Origin of the sequence: Porcincola sp. LCP21S3_C12 (genome assembly GCF_052118625.1) — a bacterium.
In the GTDB taxonomy this organism is placed as follows: Bacteria; Bacillota; Clostridia; order Lachnospirales; family Lachnospiraceae; genus Porcincola.
This window is the reverse complement of record NZ_JBQKGW010000008.1, coordinates 90,849-110,465: the sequence shown is the minus strand read 5'-3', so window position 1 is coordinate 110,465 and position 19,617 is coordinate 90,849. Positions and strand designations below refer to the sequence as shown.

Genomic DNA, 19,617 nt, shown 5'->3' with positions numbered 1-19,617 from the left:
CAGAAGGACAGGGCAATCATAGTACTATTGTATGAAAGAGTAAACGCAACCTGTGCAAGACTAACGTCTACCTCTGGTATTAATGGTGGAATTTAAAATTTCATTTTTAGATTAACAAACACCTGTAAAGATACATTTACTTTCATTCTAAATTGTGTCATGATGAAAAGTGTTGCATATGGAACACTCATCAGAATAAAAACGCACGAAAAAAGGATTCGAAATTTATGGAATTAGCTGAAATTCAGGACCGGGAGCTGATGGAGCTGCCGCTTTTTGATCAGATCGATCGAGATGATATCCGCCCGATGCTCACCTGTCTGGGGGCTTTCGTGCGTGAATACAGAAGAAAAGAGTATGCGGTTCTGGATGATGAACTGATGGCGCATGTGTGCGTCGTCATATCAGGCTGCATCTTTATGCTCAAGGAGGACCGGGAAGGTCACCGCTCTTTTCTGACCTATATCCAGCCGGGGGAACTGTTCGGTGAATCCTTCGCTCTGCGTCATTCTCCGGTCACAAGCGTCTCATTTCTTGCCGCCCGTCCCTCGCAGGTGCTCTGCCTTCCGCTTGCAAAGATGCTCCATACCTGCAGCAACCGATGTGTCTTCCACGAAACGCTGGTATCCAACCTGTATGAGCTGCTCTCCAGAAAGAACCTGGCTTTGATGCAGAAAATCGACATTCTCTCAAGAGACACCCTGAGGGACAAGCTTCTGTCTTTTCTGAGACTTCAGCTGACAGGGGATTCAAAGGCAGGGGCATCCCGCGGGCTGCCCATCCAGGGCAGCACCGTCACACTCCCGATGAACAAGTCCGAGCTGGCACACTACCTGAATGTCAACCGGACATCCCTGTGCCGGGAACTGCGTGCCATGGAAAAGGACGGTGTCCTGCTCGTCCGTGGGGATACCTACACACTGACATGATGCGTTATGCAATCCCTTTTCTAGTTTGTAAAAAAGCTTCGATCGGATGTCGTTCTGCCTGGTCTGCGCAGAAACCACAGATAGATAAAGCACAGAGTGATCTGCACGGCGGTTGAGCAGGGTGTTGCCAGCCCGATATGAAAGAGAGAAACCGGCGTCTGTCTGCTCATAAGATATGAAACCGGTACACGCACCGCGAAGGCACCAAGGATGCCCTGCATCATGACGAAGGAAGTCTTTCCCATTCCATTGTAGAAACCGATGAAGCAGAAAAGAAAGCAGGTCAGCAGGCAGTCCACTGCGTACGCCTTCAGGTAGTCCGCCGATGCCAGAATCACCTGTCTGTCTTTTGAAAAGATTCCCGACAGAAGATCACCGTGGAAAAAGGCGAGATAGAACATCAGGACACCAAAGGCGAATGATATTCCGACTGCCGAACGGAACCCCTTCATCGCTCTGTCCATCTTTCCGGCGCCTCTGTTCTGCGCAACAAACGCTGACATCGACTGCATGAACGCAGACGGTACCAGCATGATGAACGCGCAGACCTTTTCAGCCACACCGACTCCTGCGGACTCTGTAAGCCCGATCGAGTTGACGATCGCCAGGATGACCAGGAAAGAAATGCCGACCAGAAAATCCTGTACTGCGATGGGGGTTCCTAAAACCAGAATCCGCCGGATGATCCGGCCGTCCCACCGGATCATCTTTCTCCGAAATTCGAATGGGAGTGTTTTCTTTGATATCAGGATATACGAAATCACCACACTGATGAGCTGGGCCGCCACCGTCGCGATGGCGGCTCCGGCGGTTCCCATGTGAAAACCTGCGACAAGCGTCAGGTCTCCTGCGATATTGAAGATGCATGCAATCAGAACCGTCACAAACGGCGTATTGGAGTCTCCCAGTCCTCTGAAGATACCGCCGATCAGGTTGTAGGCGATGATCACGACAGCCCCGCCTCCACAAATCCGGATATACTGCGCTGTCAGATCTTTGGCTGCCTCCGGGGCATGCATGATGCCGGCAAGCTGCGGTGCCAGGAGCGGCAGGGCGAAGCTTAGGACAATTCCAACCGTCAGAAACATCACAAGACCGCTTCCGACAATCCGGCCTCCCTCCTCCGCACGCTTTTCCCCGATCTTCTGCCCCAGCAGAATTGTCATCCCCATGCACAGGCTGCTGAGAATGTTGGTGATCGTCATCATGATCTGGGATCCGGTTGAAACTGCTGATACATCCGCGGAGCTGGCAAATTTTCCGACAATCAGAAGATCCACTGCCCCGTACATCGCCTGCAGAAACAAAGCCAGAAGAACGGGGCCTGCAAATTCCAGAAGCGGTCCTACGATTCTGCCGCTTGTAAAGTCGATTCTCTTTTCCATATCAGGTCTCCTTTCCGCCGTCATCCCGTGCTCCGCACTCGTTGATGTGCGGTCACCAGAAGCCATGATATGCAGGCAAGCTTGCATCATGACTTCTGACTCGTCGCCTTCATAAAAAAAAGCCGGATAAGAAATCCGGTATCTCAACCAGACATCTTATCCAGCTCGTTATTTCCAGACGAATAACTCACCCTCCGATGAACGGTGCTATCCTATCAGCTCTCCAGCCTGCTGTCAACATCCATGCCGGCTTTTTCAACTCCTTGCACGTCTCATCGGGTGTTATAATCTCCTCAGTGTTCAGTCGTCTGCCTGCTCAGCGCGCAAGGCGCCAAACCGGCCTTCAGCGGTTCTCAGGCCTGTCCGATGGCTCCGACCGGGCAGTTCTCCATGGCCTCCTTCGCTGTCTCCTCTGCAGACGCCGGCACATCCTCCTCAATCGCCTTTGCTGTTCCCTCGTCTGTCATGGAAAAAACCTCCGGGCATGTCGCATTGCAAAGCCCGCATCCGATACAATTCTCATCTACAGCGTATTTCATTGTTGAATCTCCTCTCTCTTTTATATGGACCATCACAGGTCTATCACGGTTCCGCCAACAGTCCGACTGTCCGTTTCCTGCGTAATCGTCCTCTGTTGTTCTCTTTTCCTGAACGATCCGGCGACTTACTCCAGCGTCAGCAGCAGTGCCATCTTGAATCTGCCGCCTGCCTTTACATAGTGGCGTCCGCCCTTTGCAAAGTGGAAGTTTTCCCCGGCGTGAATGACGTGTTCCTTTCCTTCGTAGCCGATGATGCCTTCCCCGTCCAGCGCAAAGATCAGCGCCTCTCCCGGTGCCGCATGCTCCGCCAGCCCTGTTCCTTCGTCAAATGACATCACGACAAATTTCATGCTGTCATTGTGGACGACATCCATGTTCACAATCTTTCCGTCCTGGTAAGGAACCAGATCCGCAAGCCTGAACACCTCTCCTGCCTTGATAACCGTATTCATTCTGTCCTCCTTCTGAACTGAAATCTCCGTGTAGACGGCATCCTCCGATGCCCTGATGCCAACTGCCCTGTCTGCCTCCGTCAGAACCCCGTCGCCGGTCTCAAGCCGTCTTTCTGCGCCTTCTCCATAGACCTCCACGCTCCCTGACATGACCAGGATCAGCTTGCGGTAGGGATGAATCTCTGCACTGATATCCGTCCCCTCCGCAAGGGAAAAGTAAGTAATGCTGTTTTTCCCCCCATAAACCTCGCTGGAGATTGTGCAGCCTCTGACCGGGGCATTGTCTTTTGCAATGGAGAATACCTCTCCGACTTTCTCTTTCATCCTGCACCGCCTTTCCGGGGAACCGTTCTTTGCTGTTCCCCTGACAGCTTTGATCATACACAGCTGATGCAGTTATATCCGTATCCCAGGATACAGTTTGTTATGATTTTTCGTGTATACTGGATTTTGGATTTGTGATCACTGGATTTTTGATCAGAAGACACCAGAGAAAATTTGCTTCAACGGATTACACGATTACGAAAAGATGAATCGCGATAAAGACAATAAGAAATATGAGCCGTGAATGTTCACAGCAGCAAGGAGAATATCTATGAGCGAACATCTGCTTGAAAACAGCACACTCTTCAAAGGACTGAGCGCGTCTGATGTCCGGGCAATCCTGGAGGAAACGCCGCACCATGTACAGTGTTACGACAAGGGTGAGACCATCTTTCATCTGATGGACGAGGCGGCGAGAATCGGTATCGTTCTGGAAGGCTGCGTCCAGGCGCAGAAATCTTTTGCAAACGGGAGCCAGGTCAACGTCACCTCCCGCCTGCCCGGTCAGATGCTTGGACCGGCTGCAGCGTTCTCCGAGGACCATGTTTATCCCTGCGATGTCATCGCGCTGCAGCCTTCGACCATCATGATGTTTCAGCGGGAAGACATGCTGAGGATGATGCAGAAGAATCTCCGCGTTCTTCAGAACTTTACAGCAGAGATTTCCTCATCCACCTACCTGCTGCAGCAGCGGCTCGAACTGTTTTCCTACAATGGGATTGCACAGCGTGCTGCCTTCTGGCTGCTCACACAGAGCCGGAAAACAGGGAATCTCACAGTCGCGATTCCAGAATCCGTGACCCGGTGGGCAATGCTCATGAACGTGTCCAGACCCTCGCTGCACCGGGAGCTCCGGCGGATGGAATCGGAAGGCCTCATCCATTACGCGCCGCACCGGATCGAGATTCTCAGTCCGGACGGCCTGGAAGCACTCCTTGGTATGTAAGTTCCCGATTTTTTACCTCCAGATCAGCCCTCTGCAGCGGCTGATGGCTGCCGCCAGCTCTTGTTTCCGCGGCTTCGCCATGCTCCCGGAAACAGGGCCATTTCCCCTGTACATCCCGAATCCTTCCCGATGGAACGTCTGCTCCCATTCGTCTGCAAGAGCGGCGACGCTTCTGCGCCCATTCATTCCGCCCTTCGCCATCCACAGAAATGTCCTTGCGAGGCATTCGCTCTGCTCTCTATCCGCCAGCTGCTCGACGAGCCGCAGATCCGTCTCCCCGTGTCCGATGAGGAAGCCGTCGGTGCCAAGATTCTTATGCTTCACACGCCCCCGCTCTTCCCGGAAATCACTGCCGGGTCGAGGATACCGTCTGTCCTCCTTCGGGCTGACAGAAACAGAAGGTGCGCTCTCCTGTTTTCTGAACGGTACGATCGCGCGGACCTTCCCCGTCACATCCTTTGGCTCATACTGGTTCATCTGGATGATGGTATCTGCCCGGCTGAAGAAAGCGCCCGAGCTGCCTGCTACAAGGATGGTGCTGATACCGGCTTTCTCATAGAGCAGGCGCATCCGGTCCGAAAACGGAGTGATGGGCTCGTCAGATCCGGAGACAATCCGCTGCATCAGCTCGTCCCGCACCATGAAGTTTGTCGCACAGGTGTCCTCGTCCATCAGCAGCGTTCTGGCGCCGCACTCCATCGCCTCCACCACAGAGGCTGCCTGGGAGGTGCTGCCGCTTGCATTGTCTGTAAAAAAAGCAGTCGTATCCTTGTGATTCGGAAGATGATTGATGAACAGTGATATGTCATCGCCGCTGACGCAGCGTCCGTCCTCCGCCCGGATCTTCACGGCTGTCTCATCTGTGACGACGTATTCACGTCCGTCCCCGGCGATGTGATTATAGACGCCAAGCTCCAGCGCCTTCAGGAGAGTGGACTTCCCGTGATAGCCGCCTCCGATGATCAGGGTGATGCCTCTTCTGACAGCCATCCCGCTGATCGCCCCGTGATGCGGAAGCTGAAGTGTGATTCTGTCTTCATCCGGCGAGCGGAAAGGCAGCGCATCCTTCAGCGGCCTCTGGGAGATTCCGCTCTCTCTTGGCAGAATAGCCCCATCTGCGACGAAGGCACACAGGGATCGCCGTTCCAGCTCGCTTCTGAGAAAGGCCTGATCTTCCGCCAGGTTCAGGACATCCCGGACAGTTTCCTTTTTCCAGGCATCTGAACAGGCTGATTTTCTGACAACTTCCGGAAGAAAGTCAAACAGCATCTTCTCCAGCTCTCCCGCAAGGACAGTCCGCCCGGCAGCCGGAAAGCCGGCGTAAAACCGAAGCGTTACCCCGCCTTCTTTGTCAAGCTGGCAGGCGCTTCTGTCCAGGATCTCCTGCCCCGGACGGCTGGCGCTCAGATTCCCGCTTTTTCCGGAGCCGCCTGCCTTTCCGGACACCTGACTCAGGCCGGCACTGAACCGCCTCAGAATCATGTCCTGCAGAGCGACACGGGTCTCGTACCGGCTGCAGGCTTCCGCCGGCCAGCGTGCATCCGACGCCCCTACGGAAACCTCCAGATCGGACGGCGCAGCGAAAGGATCTCCCTGCACATGGACAATATGAAGTGCATAAACTCCGAAGTCATAGCTTCCCGCAAGAGATTTATAAGCGGGATACCCCCGGTGGTCGATGCTCCGCAGCATGCGAAGCAGGTCATCTTTTGTCTTCATGAAACGCCTCCATTCCGCCGCTGCCTGGCGGCACTGTCTTTGTCTGCTACCCAGATAAATGCTCTTGCGGTTCGAATGTCTGCATCCACAAAATGATTTCCCCTGTTCCATTCCAGCACACAGTCTGTACCGCGCGTCTTGAGAAGGGCAGCTGTCTCCCGGATCCTGTCTCCTACCTTCGCCATGACTGGATTCCGGGTTCGCTCCTCCCGGTCTCCGAGGCTCAGATAGACGCTCCCGCACCGGACGGGCTGTTCTTTCAGGAAGGTATCAAATCCGGGAAACCAGACAGACGGTGAGGCAGCTGCGACACCTGCAAACCGGTCGGTCCGACAGGCTGCCCACAGGGCAAACAGTCCTGCCAGCGAATATCCGCCGATGTAGTATGTCTTTTCTTTGTCGGTACAGTAACTCAGTATTTCGTCGAGTGTTCCCTGTGCTCCATCCCCGAAGGCTTTATCTCCGAATACAGCAGGTGCCTTCCAGGGTGACAGATCCCGGTTCCAGTCTTCAACCTTGAATGCGAGCAGTCTGAAGTCCCGGTGAAGCTGAGCCCTGATTGCCTCAATCTCATGATCCATTCCCTCAAGATCATGGTCATCGACCGGCTGAATCAGCACGAGATCCGCTGCAGGGCTTCCATATTCCAATACGTTCATAGGAAATTTCCTCTCCTCTGATCTGTCTGCGATTCTGACAAGGTGGATTTTGACAGGATGCATCCGAATAAGTGGCAGGTCATACTAAAAAATCCCGGAAACATGTCGTTTCCGGGATGAAAAGCATCCTCATTATCTCTTGCTGAACTGAGGCGCTCTGCGGGCCTTCTTCAGACCGTACTTCTTACGTTCCTTCATACGAGGATCTCTGGTCAGGAAGCCAGCATCCTTCAGCGGCTTTCTGTACTCCGGATCTGCCTCCAGAAGGGCACGGGAAATGCCGTGGCGGATGGCACCGGCCTGCCCGGTTGTGCCGCCGCCGTTGACGTTGACCAGAACATCAAACTTGTCTGCATTCTCGGTCAGTACAAGCGGCTGACGAACGATGGTCTTCAGCGTCTCAAGGCCGAAGTACTCATCGATATCTCTCTTGTTGATCGTGATCTTACCGGTTCCCGCTACGAGATAAACGCGGGCAACAGAGCTCTTTCTTCTTCCGGTTCCGTAGAACTTATCGCTAGCCAAAGTACGTTCCCTCCCTCTTAGAATGTAAGCGTCTCAGGATTCTGCGCCTGATGCTTGTGATCCGGGCCTGCATAGACAAACAGCTTCTTCTGCATCTGTCTTCCAAGTGATCCATGAGGAAGCATTCCGAATACTGCGTGCTCGATGACCTTCTCCGGCTTTGTCGCAATCGCCTCGCGAAGACTTGTGAACTTTGCCCCGCCGACGAACTTGGAGTGCGTGAAATAGGTCTTCTGATCAAGCTTCTTACCGGTTGTCTTCACCTTCTCAGCGTTGACAACGATCACATAATCTCCGGTATCAAGGAACGGTGTGTAGGTCGGCTTATTCTTTCCTCTGAGGACAGAAGCGACTTCACTGGCCAGGCGTCCAAGCGTCTTACCGTTTGCATCGACTACATACCACTTTCTTTCGATCGTAGATGGTGTCGCCATATAGGTTTTCATCGATTTTCCTCCATTATCAGCATTACATCCGCAGCCGAGAGTGCTGCGTCTTACGGTGGACTGGCAGAAGTTATATCCGCCCTTCCTGGTATGGAAAAGCGTTCTTTCCGGTAAACGCTTATCACTCAGAGATGAGCGGCTCATAGCCGCACTGAATTATTATATTCATGAGGGCAATCCCTGTCAACCCCTCTGTTCCTGGTCCAGATACTCGATTTTCATCAGTGTCAGGCCCTCCGGCCGCGCCGTGTCCCCGGCAAGGCTTCTGTCCTTCGCCTCGAGAACGGTCTTCATCTCCTCCGGCTTCATCTGACCGCCGCCGACTCTCAGGAGCGTGCCCGCGATGATGCGCACCATATTATAGAGAAAGCCGTCTCCGGTGATCTGCAGCGTGATCATATCTCCATCCCGCCGGACAGAGATATCCTCGATCGTGCGCACATGGTTCGGCCTGTCCGGCTTTGCCGTGCAGAAGGAGGAAAAGTCATGCCGCCCCAGAAGAAAATGGGAAGCCTCGTTCATTTTCTCCGCATCGAGCGGATAATAATAAAATGTAGAGTAGCGGGACACCAGCGGGTTCTGGACCGGTCTGTTCCAGATCTGATAGCGGTAGGTCTTGCGCACGCTGCAGAAACGCGGATGGAAGCTTTCCGGCACCTGCTCGGATTTCTGAATCCGGATATCAGACGGCAGCCTCGTGTTCATCGCAATGGCGATCTTGTCCACCGGCATCCTGGCCTGTGTGTTGAACACCGCGACATTCCCCAGGGCATGAACCCCTGCGTCTGTCCGGCTTGCGCCTGTCACATGAATCTCCTCTTTCAACAGCTCGGACAGATGCTTGTCGAGCTCAGCCTCGATCGTATCCCCCTCCGGCTGAATCTGCCAGCCATGGTAATGGGTCCCGTCGTAGGCGACCGTCAGTTTGACTCTTTTCATAACGTTCCAAACACTCTCAGCAGAATCTGCGCGGCAACATAGCCTGCCATGACAAGAAATGCGATCCAGTCCTTTCTGTGATAGACCAGCGGCTTCATCTTTGTCCTTCCGGCCCCTCCGTGATACCCTCTCGCCTCCATTGCAAGCGCGAGGTCATTCGCCCGGCGGAAGGCAGAGACAAACAGCGGGACAAGGAGCGGCACCATCGCCTTCACCCTGTGGAAGACGCCGCCCGACTGGAAATCCGCTCCCCTGGCTTCCTGCGCCCTCATGATTTTATCCGTCTCATCCATCAGAATCGGGATGAACCGCAGCGCGATGCTCATCATCATCGCAATCTCATGAACCGGTACATGAAGCCTGTTCATCCAGCCGAGTCCGGACTCCAGACCGTCTGTCAGGCTGTTCGGTGTCGTGGTGAACGTCAGGATGCTGGAACCGATGATCAGATACGTCAGGCGGACCGCCATATGGATCGCAAACCGGATGCCCTCCTTTGTCATCTTCAGTTTCCAGATCTGAAGCACAACAGTGCCCGGTGTCATGAACAGATTGAACAGGATCGTGATCAGCATCAGAATGAAGATGGGCTTCAGCCCCTTCAGAATGTAGCGCAGCGGCACCCCCGATACAGCGACTACCGTCAGTACGGCCACGGTCGCGAGTGCATAGGCACGGATCGAGCCGAATGTAAACAGGGATATAATAAAGACGAGCGTTCCGAGCAGCTTGACGCGCGGATCCAGCCTGTGTATCAGGGAATTGCCAGGATAATACTGGCCGATTGTCATATCCTTCAGCATTCCATTCCTGCCTTCCTGAGCACCGCCAGGATTTCATCCGCCGCTTCCTCCTGCGTGGTCACATTCTGGCTGACGTCCCATCCTTTCCCCCGAAGAGCCCGCATGACATAGGTCACCTGCGGTGCCGCAAGTCCGATCGATTCCAGCTCCTCCACATGGGAGAACACTCTTGCAGGGATATCGTCATACAGCACCTTCCCCTTGTCGAGAACGATGATCCGGCTGGCATAGTCTGCCACATCCTCCATGCTGTGCGAAACCAGCACGACGGTGATGCCGTGCTCCCGGTGCAGCTGTTTCAGCACCCCAAGGATGTCATCGCGCCCCTTCGGGTCCAGGCCTGCTGTCGGCTCATCCAGCACCAGTACCTCCGGGTTCATCGCCAGGATCCCGGCAATCGCCACCCTGCGCTTCTGCCCTCCGGACAGCTCAAACGGGGACTTGTCCTCATAGTGCTCGTCAAGTCCGACCATGCGCATGGCCGCCCTTGCGCGCCCTTCTGCCTCTTCGGCCGAGAACCCCTGATTCTTCGGTCCAAAGCAGATATCCTTCAGCACCGTCGTCTCAAAGATCTGGTATTCCGGGTACTGAAACACCAGTCCGACCCGGAACCGGAGCTGCCGCATCGGGTATCCTTCCTCATAAATATTCTTCCCATCGACAAAAATCTGGCCGGACGATGCCCGGTTCAGTCCGTTCAGATGCTGAATCAGCGTCGATTTTCCTGAGCCTGTATGGCCGATGATCCCGATGAATTCCCCGCTCCGGATGGTCAGACTGACGTCATCGAGCGCCTTCTTCTCGTAAGAGGTTCCAAGGCCGTATATGTAATTAAGATGCTCGATTCTGATCTCCATGCCTGACCTTCTCCAGCTCCTCTGTCAGCTCCTCCACCGTCAGAATCCCATCCGGCAGCGGAACACCCCGCTCCTTCAGCCGGTCCGCAAGCTCCGTGACAAAAGGAACATCCAGACGGATTTCCTTCAGCGCACGGACATTTGAGAAGACTTCTCTCGGTGTACCTGACATCACAACAGCCCCCTCGTCCATGACAAGCACCCGGTCTGCGTGAATCACTTCTTCCATATAATGGGTGATCAGAATGACCGTAATCCCTTCTGTCCTGTTCAGCTCACGGACTGTCCGGATGACCTCCGCCCGTCCGCCCGGATCCAGCATCGCCGTCGGCTCATCCAGCACGATGCATTTCGGCTTCATCGCAATCACCCCTGCAATCGCGACACGCTGCTTCTGGCCTCCGGAGAGTCTGTTCGGAGAACTTTCCCTGTATTCCCACATGCCGACAGCCTTCAGGGCCTTCCGGACTCTCTCCCAGATTTCCTTCGTCGGAACACCCATGTTCTCCGGTCCGAAGCCAACGTCCTCCTCCACGACAGAGGCGATGATCTGGTTGTCCGGGTTCTGAAAGACCATACCGGCTGCCTGCCGGATCGACCCGACATTCTTCTCCTCCCGGGTATCCAGTCCGTCTACAAAAAGAGTACCCCCCGATGGGACGAGCAGCGCATTCAGCTGCCTGGCAAGCGTCGATTTTCCGGAACCGTTGTGTCCCAGAATCGCGATGAACTGCCCTTCCTTCACATCGAGGCTGACACCCTTCAGCGCCTTGTAGGAAGCGTCCACATTGCCGTCGTCGTCATAATGGAGGTACTCATATGTCAGATCATGGCCTTCTATGATCGATCTTCTGTCTGAACTCTTCATCCTGATATTCTTCTTACCGATTGTCCCTCTCGCAGTTTCGCCGGAAATATGCGATACCTCCGCCCCGTCTTCTCGTTGATCAGTTCAAAGAGAATCCGGCTTGCTTCCGTTGTCATCTCCCTGATCGGCTGTTCGATTGTGGTCAGGGAAGGCTGGTAATACAATGCCTGATCCAGGCCGTCGAACCCTGCGACAGAAATATCGTCCGGCACCTTCAGCCCGGCATCGAAGATCGCCTTGCAGGCCCCGATCGCGATCACATCCGCAATCGCATAAACTGCCGTAAAACGCACTCCCCGGTTCAGGAGCCTCCTCGTCTGCTGATAGCCGTTCTGCATCGTATAGGTCTGTTCATCCGGGTCCATTGTGACAACCAGAGATTCGTCATACTCAATTCCGTTGTCCCTCAGCGCTCTCTTGTAGCCCTCAAGGCGAAGCGTCCCGATACTGGAATCCCGCGCCAGAGAGGTCAGAATGGCAATCCGCCGATGTCCCATCCGGCAGAGATAATCGACCATCCGATAGCTCTCGGCTTCGTCATCGATGGAGACAACCCCGAAATTGTCCAGGCTCTCCCCGAGCACGGCGTTGACCGTACAGATGACGTACGGAACTGTCAGCTGATGAAGCAGGTCTTCCCTCGGGTGGCTTGCGCCCCCCAGAAATATGATTCCCTTCAGCCGCTTCTCCTTCTCAAGGCGGATTGCAGCCTCGATCTCATTCTCATCCTCATCAACCTGCTGCAGGACAAACAGATACTGCTTGCCAAGAATATCGCGTTCCAGCATCTGTACCATTGCGCCAAAGAGCGGGTTGCTGATTCCTTTTGCCAGGACAGCGATCGCGTTTGACTCCGAACGCTTCAGATTCCGGGCACTGTTGTTTGGAATATATTGATATTCCGCAATGGTATCAAGGATCTTTTTCTTTGTCTCCGGATTGATGTCCGGATGGTTGTTAATCGCACGGGAGACCGTGCTGACACCGACACCGCAGATCTTTGCTATTTCTTTTATTGTGATCTGTTCCATGTTGTATTGTTCCTTCCGTCTCAGTCACAAAGACCACAGACTCAAGCATTATAGCAAGTCCCGCAGACAGATGCAATGATCCGTATGCAGGCACAGATGCTGTCCCGCAGCCATCCCGCAGAAGAATCAGGCCTCACGCCCGAACGCCCTGATCTCCTGCTCCGCACTCGATGATGAGCGGTCGCCTTCATCTCCTGCTCCGCACTCGATGATGAGCGGTCGCCAGGAGCCATGATATACAAGCAAGCTTTCATCATGACTTCTGGCTCGTCGCCTTCACAAAAAGATGGCAGGGCTTTCTCAACCTGCCCTGCCATCCATCAGTCACTTCGTATCTCTCTGTGTCAGTCTGCCGGAAATCTTCGTCAGCCTCCTGATCTCCGCGGCCAGTTCATCTGAGAACTCTCCCTTTCTCAATCTCCAGCACCAGTTTCCACCGGTTGTGGAAGGATGATTCATCCTCGCCCAGCTGTCAAGGTTCAAATAGTCCTGCATCGGAATCACGCAGGTATCTGAGACGCTCTCCATTGCAAGCCGGATAAACTGCCAGGTTTTCTCCTTCCTCGGTACATCTGCAAGTCCAAGATAATCATCCGCGAGCTTTCTGTCGTCGTCTGACAGCTCATCGTACCACGCATAAAGCGTCTGGTTATCGTGCGTACCCGTGTAGACGATCGAATTGTGCGGATAATTATACGGCAGATAGTTTCCGGAGTCCCTCGAGTCAAATGCAAACTCGATGACCTTCATCCCCGGGAATCCGGAGTCCTTTACCAGCTGGATGACCGACGGCGTCAAAAACCCGAGATCCTCCGCAATGATCGACTTTGAAGTCACCTTCGGGTTCTCCGCAAGCGCACGGAACAGCTTCATGCCGGGGCCCGGCATCCACTTTCCCTTCACTGCGTTCACACTTCCATAGGGAATGGAATAATACTCATCGAACCCGCGGAAATGATCAACGCGAACGACATCATACAGTTTGAGGCAGTGATCGATTCTCCTCTTCCACCAGGAAAAATCTGTCTTTTCATGGTAAGCCCAGTCATAAAGCGGGTTGCCCCAGAGCTGTCCGTCCGCCGAAAATGCATCTGGCGGACAGCCTGCGACGGCCTTCGGTCTCCCATCCTCATCCACCTGGAACATTTCCGGATGCGCCCAGAAATCCGAGCTGTCCGGTGACACATAGATCGGAATGTCCCCGATGATCTCAATTCCGTGATTGTTGGCATACTTCTTGAGACTGTTCCACTGGGCTGCAAACATATACTGGAGGAAGCAGTAGAAACGGATCTCTCCGCTGTATGCCTCCTTTGCCTTCCGGAGTGTCTCCTGATCTCTCTTTCTCAGCTCAAGCGGCCATTCCTGAAAGCTTTTTCCATCGTTTGCATTCTTGATCGCCATAAACAGCGCATAATCCGGAAGCCAGTCCTCGTTCTCCGAGAAGAACTTCTGATAATCCGCTGTCTGATCAAAGCGGCTTCTCCCGCAGGCAATCTTCAGAACCGTAAAACGGTTTGTATAGAGCTTGTAATAGTCGACCTTCGTCTCGTCCCCCTGCCCGAAATCGACTGTCTCTACCTCGCTCTTCTTCAGAAGCCCTTCCTCAATCAGAGCGTCCAGGTCGATAAAGTACGGATTCCCCGCAAAAGCAGAGAAGGACTGGTATGGAGAGTCCCCGTATCCTGTCGGCCCCAGCGGAAGGATCTGCCAGTAATGCTGGCCCGAGGCCTCCAGCTGATCAACAACCTGACGGGCACTCTTTGAAAATGTTCCGATTCCGTACGGAGACGGAAGGCTTGAAATCGGAAGCAGGATTCCTGCATATCTCATGTACGTGCATTTCCTTTCATGCGTTTTTCATCAGCCCTTGACGGCTCCGGCCAGAACACCCTCAATGATGTACTTCTGTGCAAATGCATAGAAGATCACGATCGGGATGATGGCCATGACCAGTACCGCCATCATGGCGCCCCAGTCAATGTTTCCGTGGGACTGCTTCAGATACTGGACTGCGATCGGGATGGTCTTGTACTTGTTGATGTTCAAAACCAGCGCCGGGAGCAGGTAGTCGTTCCAGATCCACATGGACTCCAGGATCGTGACGGTCATGACAGTCGGCTTCATGATCGGAAGCACAACCTTGAAGAAGGTCTGCACCGGGGAGCATCCGTCGATCATCGCAGCTTCCTCTATCTCGAGGGAAATGCTCTTGACAAAGCCGGTGAACATGAACACGGCGAGCCCCGCGCCGAATCCCAGGTACACGACGATGATACCGACCGGATTGCCGAGATGAAGGATGTTCGCAAACTTGGACAGTGTGAACATGACCATCTGGAACGGGACGATCATCGAGAACAGGCACAGGACGTAGAACAGGGAAGTGAACTTCGACTTCACACGAACGATGTACCATGCTGCCATGGAGGTGCAGAGAATGATCGCGATGACGGAGAATACGGTGATGAACAATGAGAACGCGAACGCTCTCGGGAACCCGGTCTTGTTCCAGGCATTCACATAGTTTCTCATGCCGAAGAACACCTGCTTGATGCCCTTCTCCCACTTCTCAGCGCCATCACTGAACAGAGAGTACCTGCTGATTCCAAACGGGTTCTTGAAGATAAACGCCTTCTTCTTGAAGGAGTTCAGGGTGACGACGACGAGCGGATAGATCCAGATCAGGGATATGATCGTGAAGATCACCGTCAGCAGGCCGCCGTGTCTGGCACGGCGTACAGTTGAAACCTCCTGCGCTGCCTTGTTCAGCTTCTTTGCCTTTGCCATGGTCACGCCACCTCCTTGCTTCTGGACATCTTATTCTGTATCAGCGAGATCACACCGACCAGGATGAAGAAGATTACTGCCTTTGCCTGGCCGACGCCCTGCCAGCCGGTCGAACCGTACATTGTTGTGTAGATGTTCAGAGCCAGCAGCTCAGACAGATGATTTGGATTACCGCCTGTCAGTGCCAGGTTCTGGTCGAAGAGCTTGAACCCATTCGTCAGTGTCAGGAAGGTGCAGATGGTGATGGTCGGAGCCAGCATCGGAAGGGTGACATAGCGAAGCAGCTGTCTGCTGTTTGCTCCGTCAATCTCGGCTGCCTCGATCAGATCAGGCGAGATGTTCTGAATCCCGGCGATGTAGATGACCATCATGTATCCGATCTGCTGCCAGCACACAACGATGACCAGACTCCAGAACGCGCTCCACTGGGAAGTGGTGATCGTCATTCTGTAATTCTGAAGGACAGCGTTGAAAATCATCATCCAGATGTAGGACAGGACAATTCCGCCGATCAGGTTTGGAAGGAAGAATGCAGTCCGGAAGAAATTTGTTCCTCTGATCCCCTTCGTCAGAGCCAGTGCGATCGCAAATGCAACGACATTGATGATCACAACCGTCACGACCGTAAACAGTGACGTATACCAGATGGAATGAAGGAAGGTCGTATCAACCTTGCCATTCACAACAAAGATTCTGGAAAAGTTTTTGAATCCTACCCATTTCCAGTCTGTCACAGTCGTAAACTTGCAGAATGACAGGAAGATTCCATAGAAGAATGGAATAATAAAGCCGATCAGGAATGCAATCGCTGTCGGCAGCATGAATAATGGAAAATATTTCTTGATTGACTTTTGCATAAAAATTTCTCCCTCGCCATGGCTCAGATCCGGTCCCCTCATCAGGCACCAGCCGATTCGTGAGAAAAAGGGGATGAGTTCTGTATCTGCAACTCATCCCCGGTGATTCACATTCTCTTCATCAAGGAGATTGTCTGTCCTTTTCCGGACATCCGATCTTTACTCAGCCTCAGTAGCTGCCTCGGTAGCTGCCTCAGTTGATGCCTCTCCCTCATGAGCCAGTGTCCACTGATGTGCCCATCCATCGACGAATGCGGTCTTGACTGCATCCCAGCTTCCGCCGTTGGAGGTGTAATCGGTCAGAGCGTTGACAACATCCTTGCGCCAGTCATCGACATTCGGTGTTGCGTTGAAGGACCATGCAACAGAGGTCTTTCCTGCAGACTGAAGAGCTGTTGCCTCGACGCCGAATGCGTTCTTGGAAGCATAATCGCCTGTGAAGGTATCAAACGGGCAGGTAAGTCCCATGTCATCGACCATTGCCTTGCGGCCCTCGTCAGAGGTGATCACCCAGTTGAGGAATGCAAGAGAAGAATCGATATCTTCCTGCGGAGCCTTTGCATTGATTGCCCAGAAGTTCTCGGTTCCGGAGCAGAGTCCTTCATTCGCATCATCGACACCAAAGTAGATCGGCATCATTCCGAGATCCTCGGCCTTGACTTCATATCCGTTGTCCGGATTGGTCAGCGCTGAGAACTCCCAGTCACCGTTCTGATAGAACACAGCCTCACCCATGCCGAATTCCTGCTCTGCATTGTAGGAACCGGAGTTCAGCGTCTTCGGATCTGCTGCGGAATCAGATACGTACATATCCCAGACATTCTTGAAGTTGTCAAGGTAGGTTCCCTTGATGGTCGGCTCGCCGGCTGTCAGATCGACACCGTCGTCCTTGAACTCATAGTACAGCGGAAGGTTTGCAAGGTGTCCGGAGAATCTCCAGGAGGAAGAATCATCCAGGCCGGCAGAAGCGAATGCCTCAGTCAGGCTGGTTCCGAACTTGTCGTTGATCTCGTCGACTCTGGACTGGATATCATCTGCAACAGCCTTCAGGGTGTCGAAAGAATTGATGTCATCCATGGACTTCGCCTTTGCATTGTCCATCTGGAAGTAGTCATTCAGGATCGTCTTGTTGTAGATGATGCCATAGGACTCGAAGCAGTTTGCAATTGCTGCTACCTTGCCATCGTAGTTGACGGTCAGTGACTTGTCGGTCAGATGGCTGTAAAGAGGAGTATCCTTCAGATCGTAGGTGTAGTCATTCCAGGTCTGAGCTGCTGTTGCATTGCCGACTGTAAAGATGGTCGGAGCATCGCTCTTTGCCATCTCGGATGTCAGGGTCGTGTTGTACTGCCCGTCAGCTGCGGTCAGAACCGTGACATCGACGCCATACTGGCTGCTGTAATCGGATGCAAGCGTCTGCCATGCTTCGTCGGTCTCCGGCTTGAAGTTCAGCAGGTAAACCTTGCCTGTACCCGGATCAAAAGCTTCGGTGGAAGCTTCTGTCTCGCCTGCCATTGCAGTTGTGGCAAGCATGCTTGCTGCCATTGCAGCAGTCATAAGAATACTTACGGCTTTCTTTTTCATGTCTCGTCCTCTCCTTTGACATACATGATTTTGGGTTGCTTCTGTCTTATCGGAAGCCTTACCGGAATCGTTGTCGGCAACGTTGTCGGTATCGTTTCCGGTGATGACTGAATAATAGCACAGGGCCAGAATGGTTTCAACACCATTTTGGCCCTGTGTCGTTGATTTGTTTCTTTTTAACAATTTATATACTTGCTATTTGTGCATTATGCTTATCTGATTTTTCCTGACGCCGGCTTCTCGGAGATTGCACACCCCTGTTTTCCGTAACCCTGCCCAAATGCACGAATTCATGATGGTGCAGGACTTTGCAGTGTTCAGCACTTCACCGGCTCCGGATAATCTACACCGAAGGTATCAACTGTCATGGACTGAATCTTCTGCTCCTCCATCGGACGATCTGAATAATCGGTCTCAGACTGTGCGATCTGATCCACAACTTCCATTCCCTCCGTCACCTTTCCGAACGCGGCGTACTCCCCATCGAGATGCGGGGCATCTCCATGCATGATAAAGAACTGCGACCCTGCGGAATTCGGGCTCATCGATCTTGCCATCGACAGGACACCCGGCGTATGCCTCAGGGTATTCTGCGGAAAATGATTGCGTCGGAACTCTCCCTTGATCGAATAGCCGGGGCCGCCCATCCCGGTTCCCTCCGGATCTCCGCCCTGAATCATGAAGCCGGCGATGACACGGTGGAAGATAAGCCCGTCATAGAACCCCTTCTTTACGAGTGAGATAAAATTGTTGACGGTGTTCGGTGCCATATCCGGATAAAGCTCTGCCTTCATGACGCCGCCATGTTCCATTGTGATGGTTACGACTGGATTCTGTGCCATGTTTTGCTCCTTTCTTCTGTCATCATGTGATATGAGTGTCAAAAGTATCATCTGCCACTCACAAGCTTTCCTGAATTGCCTTCCTGCTGTGCTGATCAGCTTTGACAACAACTTTCTGTACAGACAATCGAGCGTCCGCATACGGGGCGTCGATCCCGCACACGGACGCAGGAATGACCATCCTCTCTCTGAAACCAAGCTTTTCCGCGAGTCTGAGAGAAGGCCTGTTCCGCTGTTCGATCAAAGCCCATATTTCCTCGATCCCGGCCTTCTGAGCCGCATAGCGGAGAATTTCCTGGCAGGCTTCCGTTCCAAGTCCCTGCCCGCGCCATTTTTCTGCGATTACATATCCCAGTTCAATCCTGCCATCCGGTGAAAGGCTGTCCGTTTTCGGGATCAGCCCGCACCAGCCCACAATCTCCCCGCTGCTTCTTGCCGCCACAGTCCAGAGTCCGAACCCCCAGAACCTGTAGGCTGTCTTGATATAGGCAAGATACTGGTCTTTTTCAATGTTCTGCCTCAGACTGATGCTTCCGGCATCTGTCTCCCTGACCTCGCCGAGAATCCTGCTCAGTGCCGGATAATCCTCCCTGGTACTTTCCCGTATGAAGAGACGCTTTGTCTTCCCGATACAGACAGGGATTCCCCTCCACCGTCTGTATGCATTCAATAGATCATCTGCATCCACATTCTCGAAAGACTGCAGAACATAAGAAGCGCCATTGAAAAAGCCGCCGTCTTCATCCGGCTGATATCCCGCAACGAAAAATCCGTTGCCAGCAAGCGTCCCCGACAGGTTTGGATCATCCGTAACAACAAGGTCCGCGTCAGAATACGTCTGCTTCCAGCTTTGACGCTGCACGATCTGCACACTGGCACCCCTGCTGCTGATATCCTTCAGGTATACGCGTCCCGCCTCCCGCACGCAGAGGGCATCCATGCTGTCCTCCCCGAGCAGAAAAAGGACCCGGATCCTTGTATCTGTCGGAATCATGTGAAGTTCTTCCATAGGCCTTCCGGCTCGCCGCCCTCACCAATACCTTCAAAAAAGAGGCCCGGCCTGCAGCTGCAGGCCAGGCCTCTTCATTCCAGTTGAATCTGTATGGCGCAATATCTGCCGCC

Annotated in this window: 20 protein-coding genes; 2 read left to right on the top strand and 18 right to left on the bottom strand. The window is 53.4% G+C overall.

Going from position 1 to position 19,617, the window contains the following annotated elements; translation table 11 throughout:
- The first annotated feature begins 227 nt into the window (after positions 1-227).
- Positions 228-929 carry a Crp/Fnr family transcriptional regulator gene (locus ACTQ1N_RS06345; protein ID WP_441955705.1) on the top strand — a complete coding sequence of 234 codons (702 nt, stop codon included), beginning with the start codon at positions 228-230 and terminating at the stop codon, positions 927-929.
- Positions 930-949: 20 nt separating this feature from the next.
- Here ACTQ1N_RS06345 and ACTQ1N_RS06340 read toward each other — a convergent pair whose 3' ends face one another.
- The 3 genes from ACTQ1N_RS06340 to ACTQ1N_RS06330 form a co-directional block, all read right to left on the bottom strand.
- Entirely contained in the window at positions 950-2,314 is a 1,365-nt protein-coding gene (locus ACTQ1N_RS06340; protein WP_441955703.1) for an MATE family efflux transporter, read from the bottom strand.
- A 353-nt stretch (positions 2,315-2,667) separates the two neighbouring features.
- A complete protein-coding gene (locus ACTQ1N_RS06335) occupies positions 2,668-2,853 on the bottom strand; it encodes a ferredoxin (protein ID WP_441955701.1) in 186 nt (61 codons plus the stop codon).
- Between the two features lie 125 nt (positions 2,854-2,978).
- Complete coding sequence (locus ACTQ1N_RS06330) at positions 2,979-3,629, bottom strand: cupin domain-containing protein (RefSeq protein ID WP_441955699.1); 651 nt, start codon at positions 3,627-3,629, stop codon at positions 2,979-2,981.
- A 271-nt stretch (positions 3,630-3,900) separates the two neighbouring features.
- Here ACTQ1N_RS06330 and ACTQ1N_RS06325 point away from each other — a divergent pair, with 271 nt between their 5' ends.
- Positions 3,901-4,575: a Crp/Fnr family transcriptional regulator gene (locus tag ACTQ1N_RS06325; RefSeq protein ID WP_441955697.1), complete on the top strand. Its 675-nt coding sequence runs from the start codon at positions 3,901-3,903 to the stop codon at positions 4,573-4,575.
- A gap of 12 nt (positions 4,576-4,587) precedes the next feature.
- On the opposite strand, the gene ACTQ1N_RS06320 is transcribed toward ACTQ1N_RS06325, so the two are convergent.
- From ACTQ1N_RS06320 to ACTQ1N_RS06250, 15 genes are all read right to left on the bottom strand, one after another.
- A complete protein-coding gene (locus tag ACTQ1N_RS06320; RefSeq protein WP_441955695.1) occupies positions 4,588-6,294 on the bottom strand; it encodes an ABC-ATPase domain-containing protein in 1,707 nt (568 codons plus the stop codon).
- Positions 6,291-6,953, bottom strand: coding sequence for an esterase (locus tag ACTQ1N_RS06315; protein ID WP_441955693.1), 663 nt, complete (start codon positions 6,951-6,953; stop codon positions 6,291-6,293). Before ACTQ1N_RS06315 ends, ACTQ1N_RS06320 begins: the two co-directional genes overlap by 4 nt.
- A gap of 132 nt (positions 6,954-7,085) precedes the next feature.
- On the bottom strand, positions 7,086-7,478 hold the full coding sequence (gene rpsI / locus ACTQ1N_RS06310; protein WP_154521362.1) for a 30S ribosomal protein S9: 393 nt from the start codon (positions 7,476-7,478) through the stop codon (positions 7,086-7,088).
- A gap of 17 nt (positions 7,479-7,495) precedes the next feature.
- Entirely contained in the window at positions 7,496-7,924 is a 429-nt protein-coding gene (gene rplM, locus ACTQ1N_RS06305) for a 50S ribosomal protein L13 (protein WP_154521365.1), read from the bottom strand.
- A gap of 183 nt (positions 7,925-8,107) precedes the next feature.
- Positions 8,108-8,863, bottom strand: coding sequence for a tRNA pseudouridine(38-40) synthase TruA (gene truA, locus ACTQ1N_RS06300; protein ID WP_441955690.1), 756 nt, complete (start codon positions 8,861-8,863; stop codon positions 8,108-8,110).
- On the bottom strand, positions 8,860-9,666 hold the full coding sequence (locus tag ACTQ1N_RS06295; RefSeq protein WP_441955688.1) for an energy-coupling factor transporter transmembrane component T family protein: 807 nt from the start codon (positions 9,664-9,666) through the stop codon (positions 8,860-8,862). Before ACTQ1N_RS06295 ends, truA begins: the two co-directional genes overlap by 4 nt.
- Positions 9,660-10,523 carry an energy-coupling factor transporter ATPase gene (locus tag ACTQ1N_RS06290; RefSeq protein ID WP_441955686.1) on the bottom strand — a complete coding sequence of 288 codons (864 nt, stop codon included), beginning with the start codon at positions 10,521-10,523 and terminating at the stop codon, positions 9,660-9,662. The genes ACTQ1N_RS06295 and ACTQ1N_RS06290 overlap by 7 nt, the downstream gene beginning before the upstream one ends.
- Positions 10,498-11,391 (bottom strand): energy-coupling factor transporter ATPase, encoded by an 894-nt coding sequence (locus ACTQ1N_RS06285; protein WP_441955684.1) that lies wholly within the window; start codon positions 11,389-11,391, stop codon positions 10,498-10,500. The genes ACTQ1N_RS06290 and ACTQ1N_RS06285 overlap by 26 nt, the downstream gene beginning before the upstream one ends.
- A complete protein-coding gene (locus ACTQ1N_RS06280; protein WP_441955682.1) occupies positions 11,388-12,422 on the bottom strand; it encodes a LacI family DNA-binding transcriptional regulator in 1,035 nt (344 codons plus the stop codon). The genes ACTQ1N_RS06285 and ACTQ1N_RS06280 overlap by 4 nt, the downstream gene beginning before the upstream one ends.
- Before the next feature lie 324 nt (positions 12,423-12,746).
- On the bottom strand, positions 12,747-14,255 hold the full coding sequence (gene malQ, locus ACTQ1N_RS06275; RefSeq protein WP_441955680.1) for a 4-alpha-glucanotransferase: 1,509 nt from the start codon (positions 14,253-14,255) through the stop codon (positions 12,747-12,749).
- 30 nt (positions 14,256-14,285) lie between these two features.
- Positions 14,286-15,212 (bottom strand): carbohydrate ABC transporter permease, encoded by a 927-nt coding sequence (locus ACTQ1N_RS06270; protein ID WP_441955678.1) that lies wholly within the window; start codon positions 15,210-15,212, stop codon positions 14,286-14,288.
- Between the two features lie 2 nt (positions 15,213-15,214).
- Positions 15,215-16,069, bottom strand: coding sequence for a carbohydrate ABC transporter permease (locus ACTQ1N_RS06265; RefSeq protein ID WP_441955676.1), 855 nt, complete (start codon positions 16,067-16,069; stop codon positions 15,215-15,217).
- A 159-nt stretch (positions 16,070-16,228) separates the two neighbouring features.
- Complete coding sequence (locus ACTQ1N_RS06260; protein ID WP_441955674.1) at positions 16,229-17,653, bottom strand: ABC transporter substrate-binding protein; 1,425 nt, start codon at positions 17,651-17,653, stop codon at positions 16,229-16,231.
- 317 nt (positions 17,654-17,970) lie between these two features.
- Positions 17,971-18,495 (bottom strand): peptidylprolyl isomerase, encoded by a 525-nt coding sequence (locus ACTQ1N_RS06255; protein ID WP_441955672.1) that lies wholly within the window; start codon positions 18,493-18,495, stop codon positions 17,971-17,973.
- Positions 18,496-18,553: 58 nt separating this feature from the next.
- Complete coding sequence (locus ACTQ1N_RS06250; RefSeq protein WP_441955670.1) at positions 18,554-19,504, bottom strand: GNAT family N-acetyltransferase; 951 nt, start codon at positions 19,502-19,504, stop codon at positions 18,554-18,556.
- Between the last annotated feature and the right edge of the window lie 113 nt (positions 19,505-19,617).

Coding starts and splice junctions, on each gene's coding strand:
- ACTQ1N_RS06345 (WP_441955705.1), top strand. CDS start 228: ATGGAATTAGCTGAAATTCAGGACCGGGAGCTGATGGAGCTGCCGCTT.
- ACTQ1N_RS06340 (WP_441955703.1), bottom strand. CDS start 2,314: ATGGAAAAGAGAATCGACTTTACAAGCGGCAGAATCGTAGGACCGCTT.
- ACTQ1N_RS06335 (WP_441955701.1), bottom strand. CDS start 2,853: ATGAAATACGCTGTAGATGAGAATTGTATCGGATGCGGGCTTTGCAAT.
- ACTQ1N_RS06330 (WP_441955699.1), bottom strand. CDS start 3,629: ATGAAAGAGAAAGTCGGAGAGGTATTCTCCATTGCAAAAGACAATGCC.
- ACTQ1N_RS06325 (WP_441955697.1), top strand. CDS start 3,901: ATGAGCGAACATCTGCTTGAAAACAGCACACTCTTCAAAGGACTGAGC.
- ACTQ1N_RS06320 (WP_441955695.1), bottom strand. CDS start 6,294: ATGAAGACAAAAGATGACCTGCTTCGCATGCTGCGGAGCATCGACCAC.
- ACTQ1N_RS06315 (WP_441955693.1), bottom strand. CDS start 6,953: ATGAACGTATTGGAATATGGAAGCCCTGCAGCGGATCTCGTGCTGATT.
- rplM (WP_154521365.1), bottom strand. CDS start 7,924: ATGAAAACCTATATGGCGACACCATCTACGATCGAAAGAAAGTGGTAT.
- truA (WP_441955690.1), bottom strand. CDS start 8,863: ATGAAAAGAGTCAAACTGACGGTCGCCTACGACGGGACCCATTACCAT.
- ACTQ1N_RS06295 (WP_441955688.1), bottom strand. CDS start 9,666: ATGCTGAAGGATATGACAATCGGCCAGTATTATCCTGGCAATTCCCTG.
- ACTQ1N_RS06290 (WP_441955686.1), bottom strand. CDS start 10,523: ATGGAGATCAGAATCGAGCATCTTAATTACATATACGGCCTTGGAACC.
- ACTQ1N_RS06285 (WP_441955684.1), bottom strand. CDS start 11,391: ATGAAGAGTTCAGACAGAAGATCGATCATAGAAGGCCATGATCTGACA.
- ACTQ1N_RS06280 (WP_441955682.1), bottom strand. CDS start 12,422: ATGGAACAGATCACAATAAAAGAAATAGCAAAGATCTGCGGTGTCGGT.
- malQ (WP_441955680.1), bottom strand. CDS start 14,255: ATGAGATATGCAGGAATCCTGCTTCCGATTTCAAGCCTTCCGTCTCCG.
- ACTQ1N_RS06270 (WP_441955678.1), bottom strand. CDS start 15,212: ATGGCAAAGGCAAAGAAGCTGAACAAGGCAGCGCAGGAGGTTTCAACT.
- ACTQ1N_RS06265 (WP_441955676.1), bottom strand. CDS start 16,069: ATGCAAAAGTCAATCAAGAAATATTTTCCATTATTCATGCTGCCGACA.
- ACTQ1N_RS06260 (WP_441955674.1), bottom strand. CDS start 17,653: ATGAAAAAGAAAGCCGTAAGTATTCTTATGACTGCTGCAATGGCAGCA.
- ACTQ1N_RS06255 (WP_441955672.1), bottom strand. CDS start 18,495: ATGGCACAGAATCCAGTCGTAACCATCACAATGGAACATGGCGGCGTC.
- ACTQ1N_RS06250 (WP_441955670.1), bottom strand. CDS start 19,504: ATGGAAGAACTTCACATGATTCCGACAGATACAAGGATCCGGGTCCTT.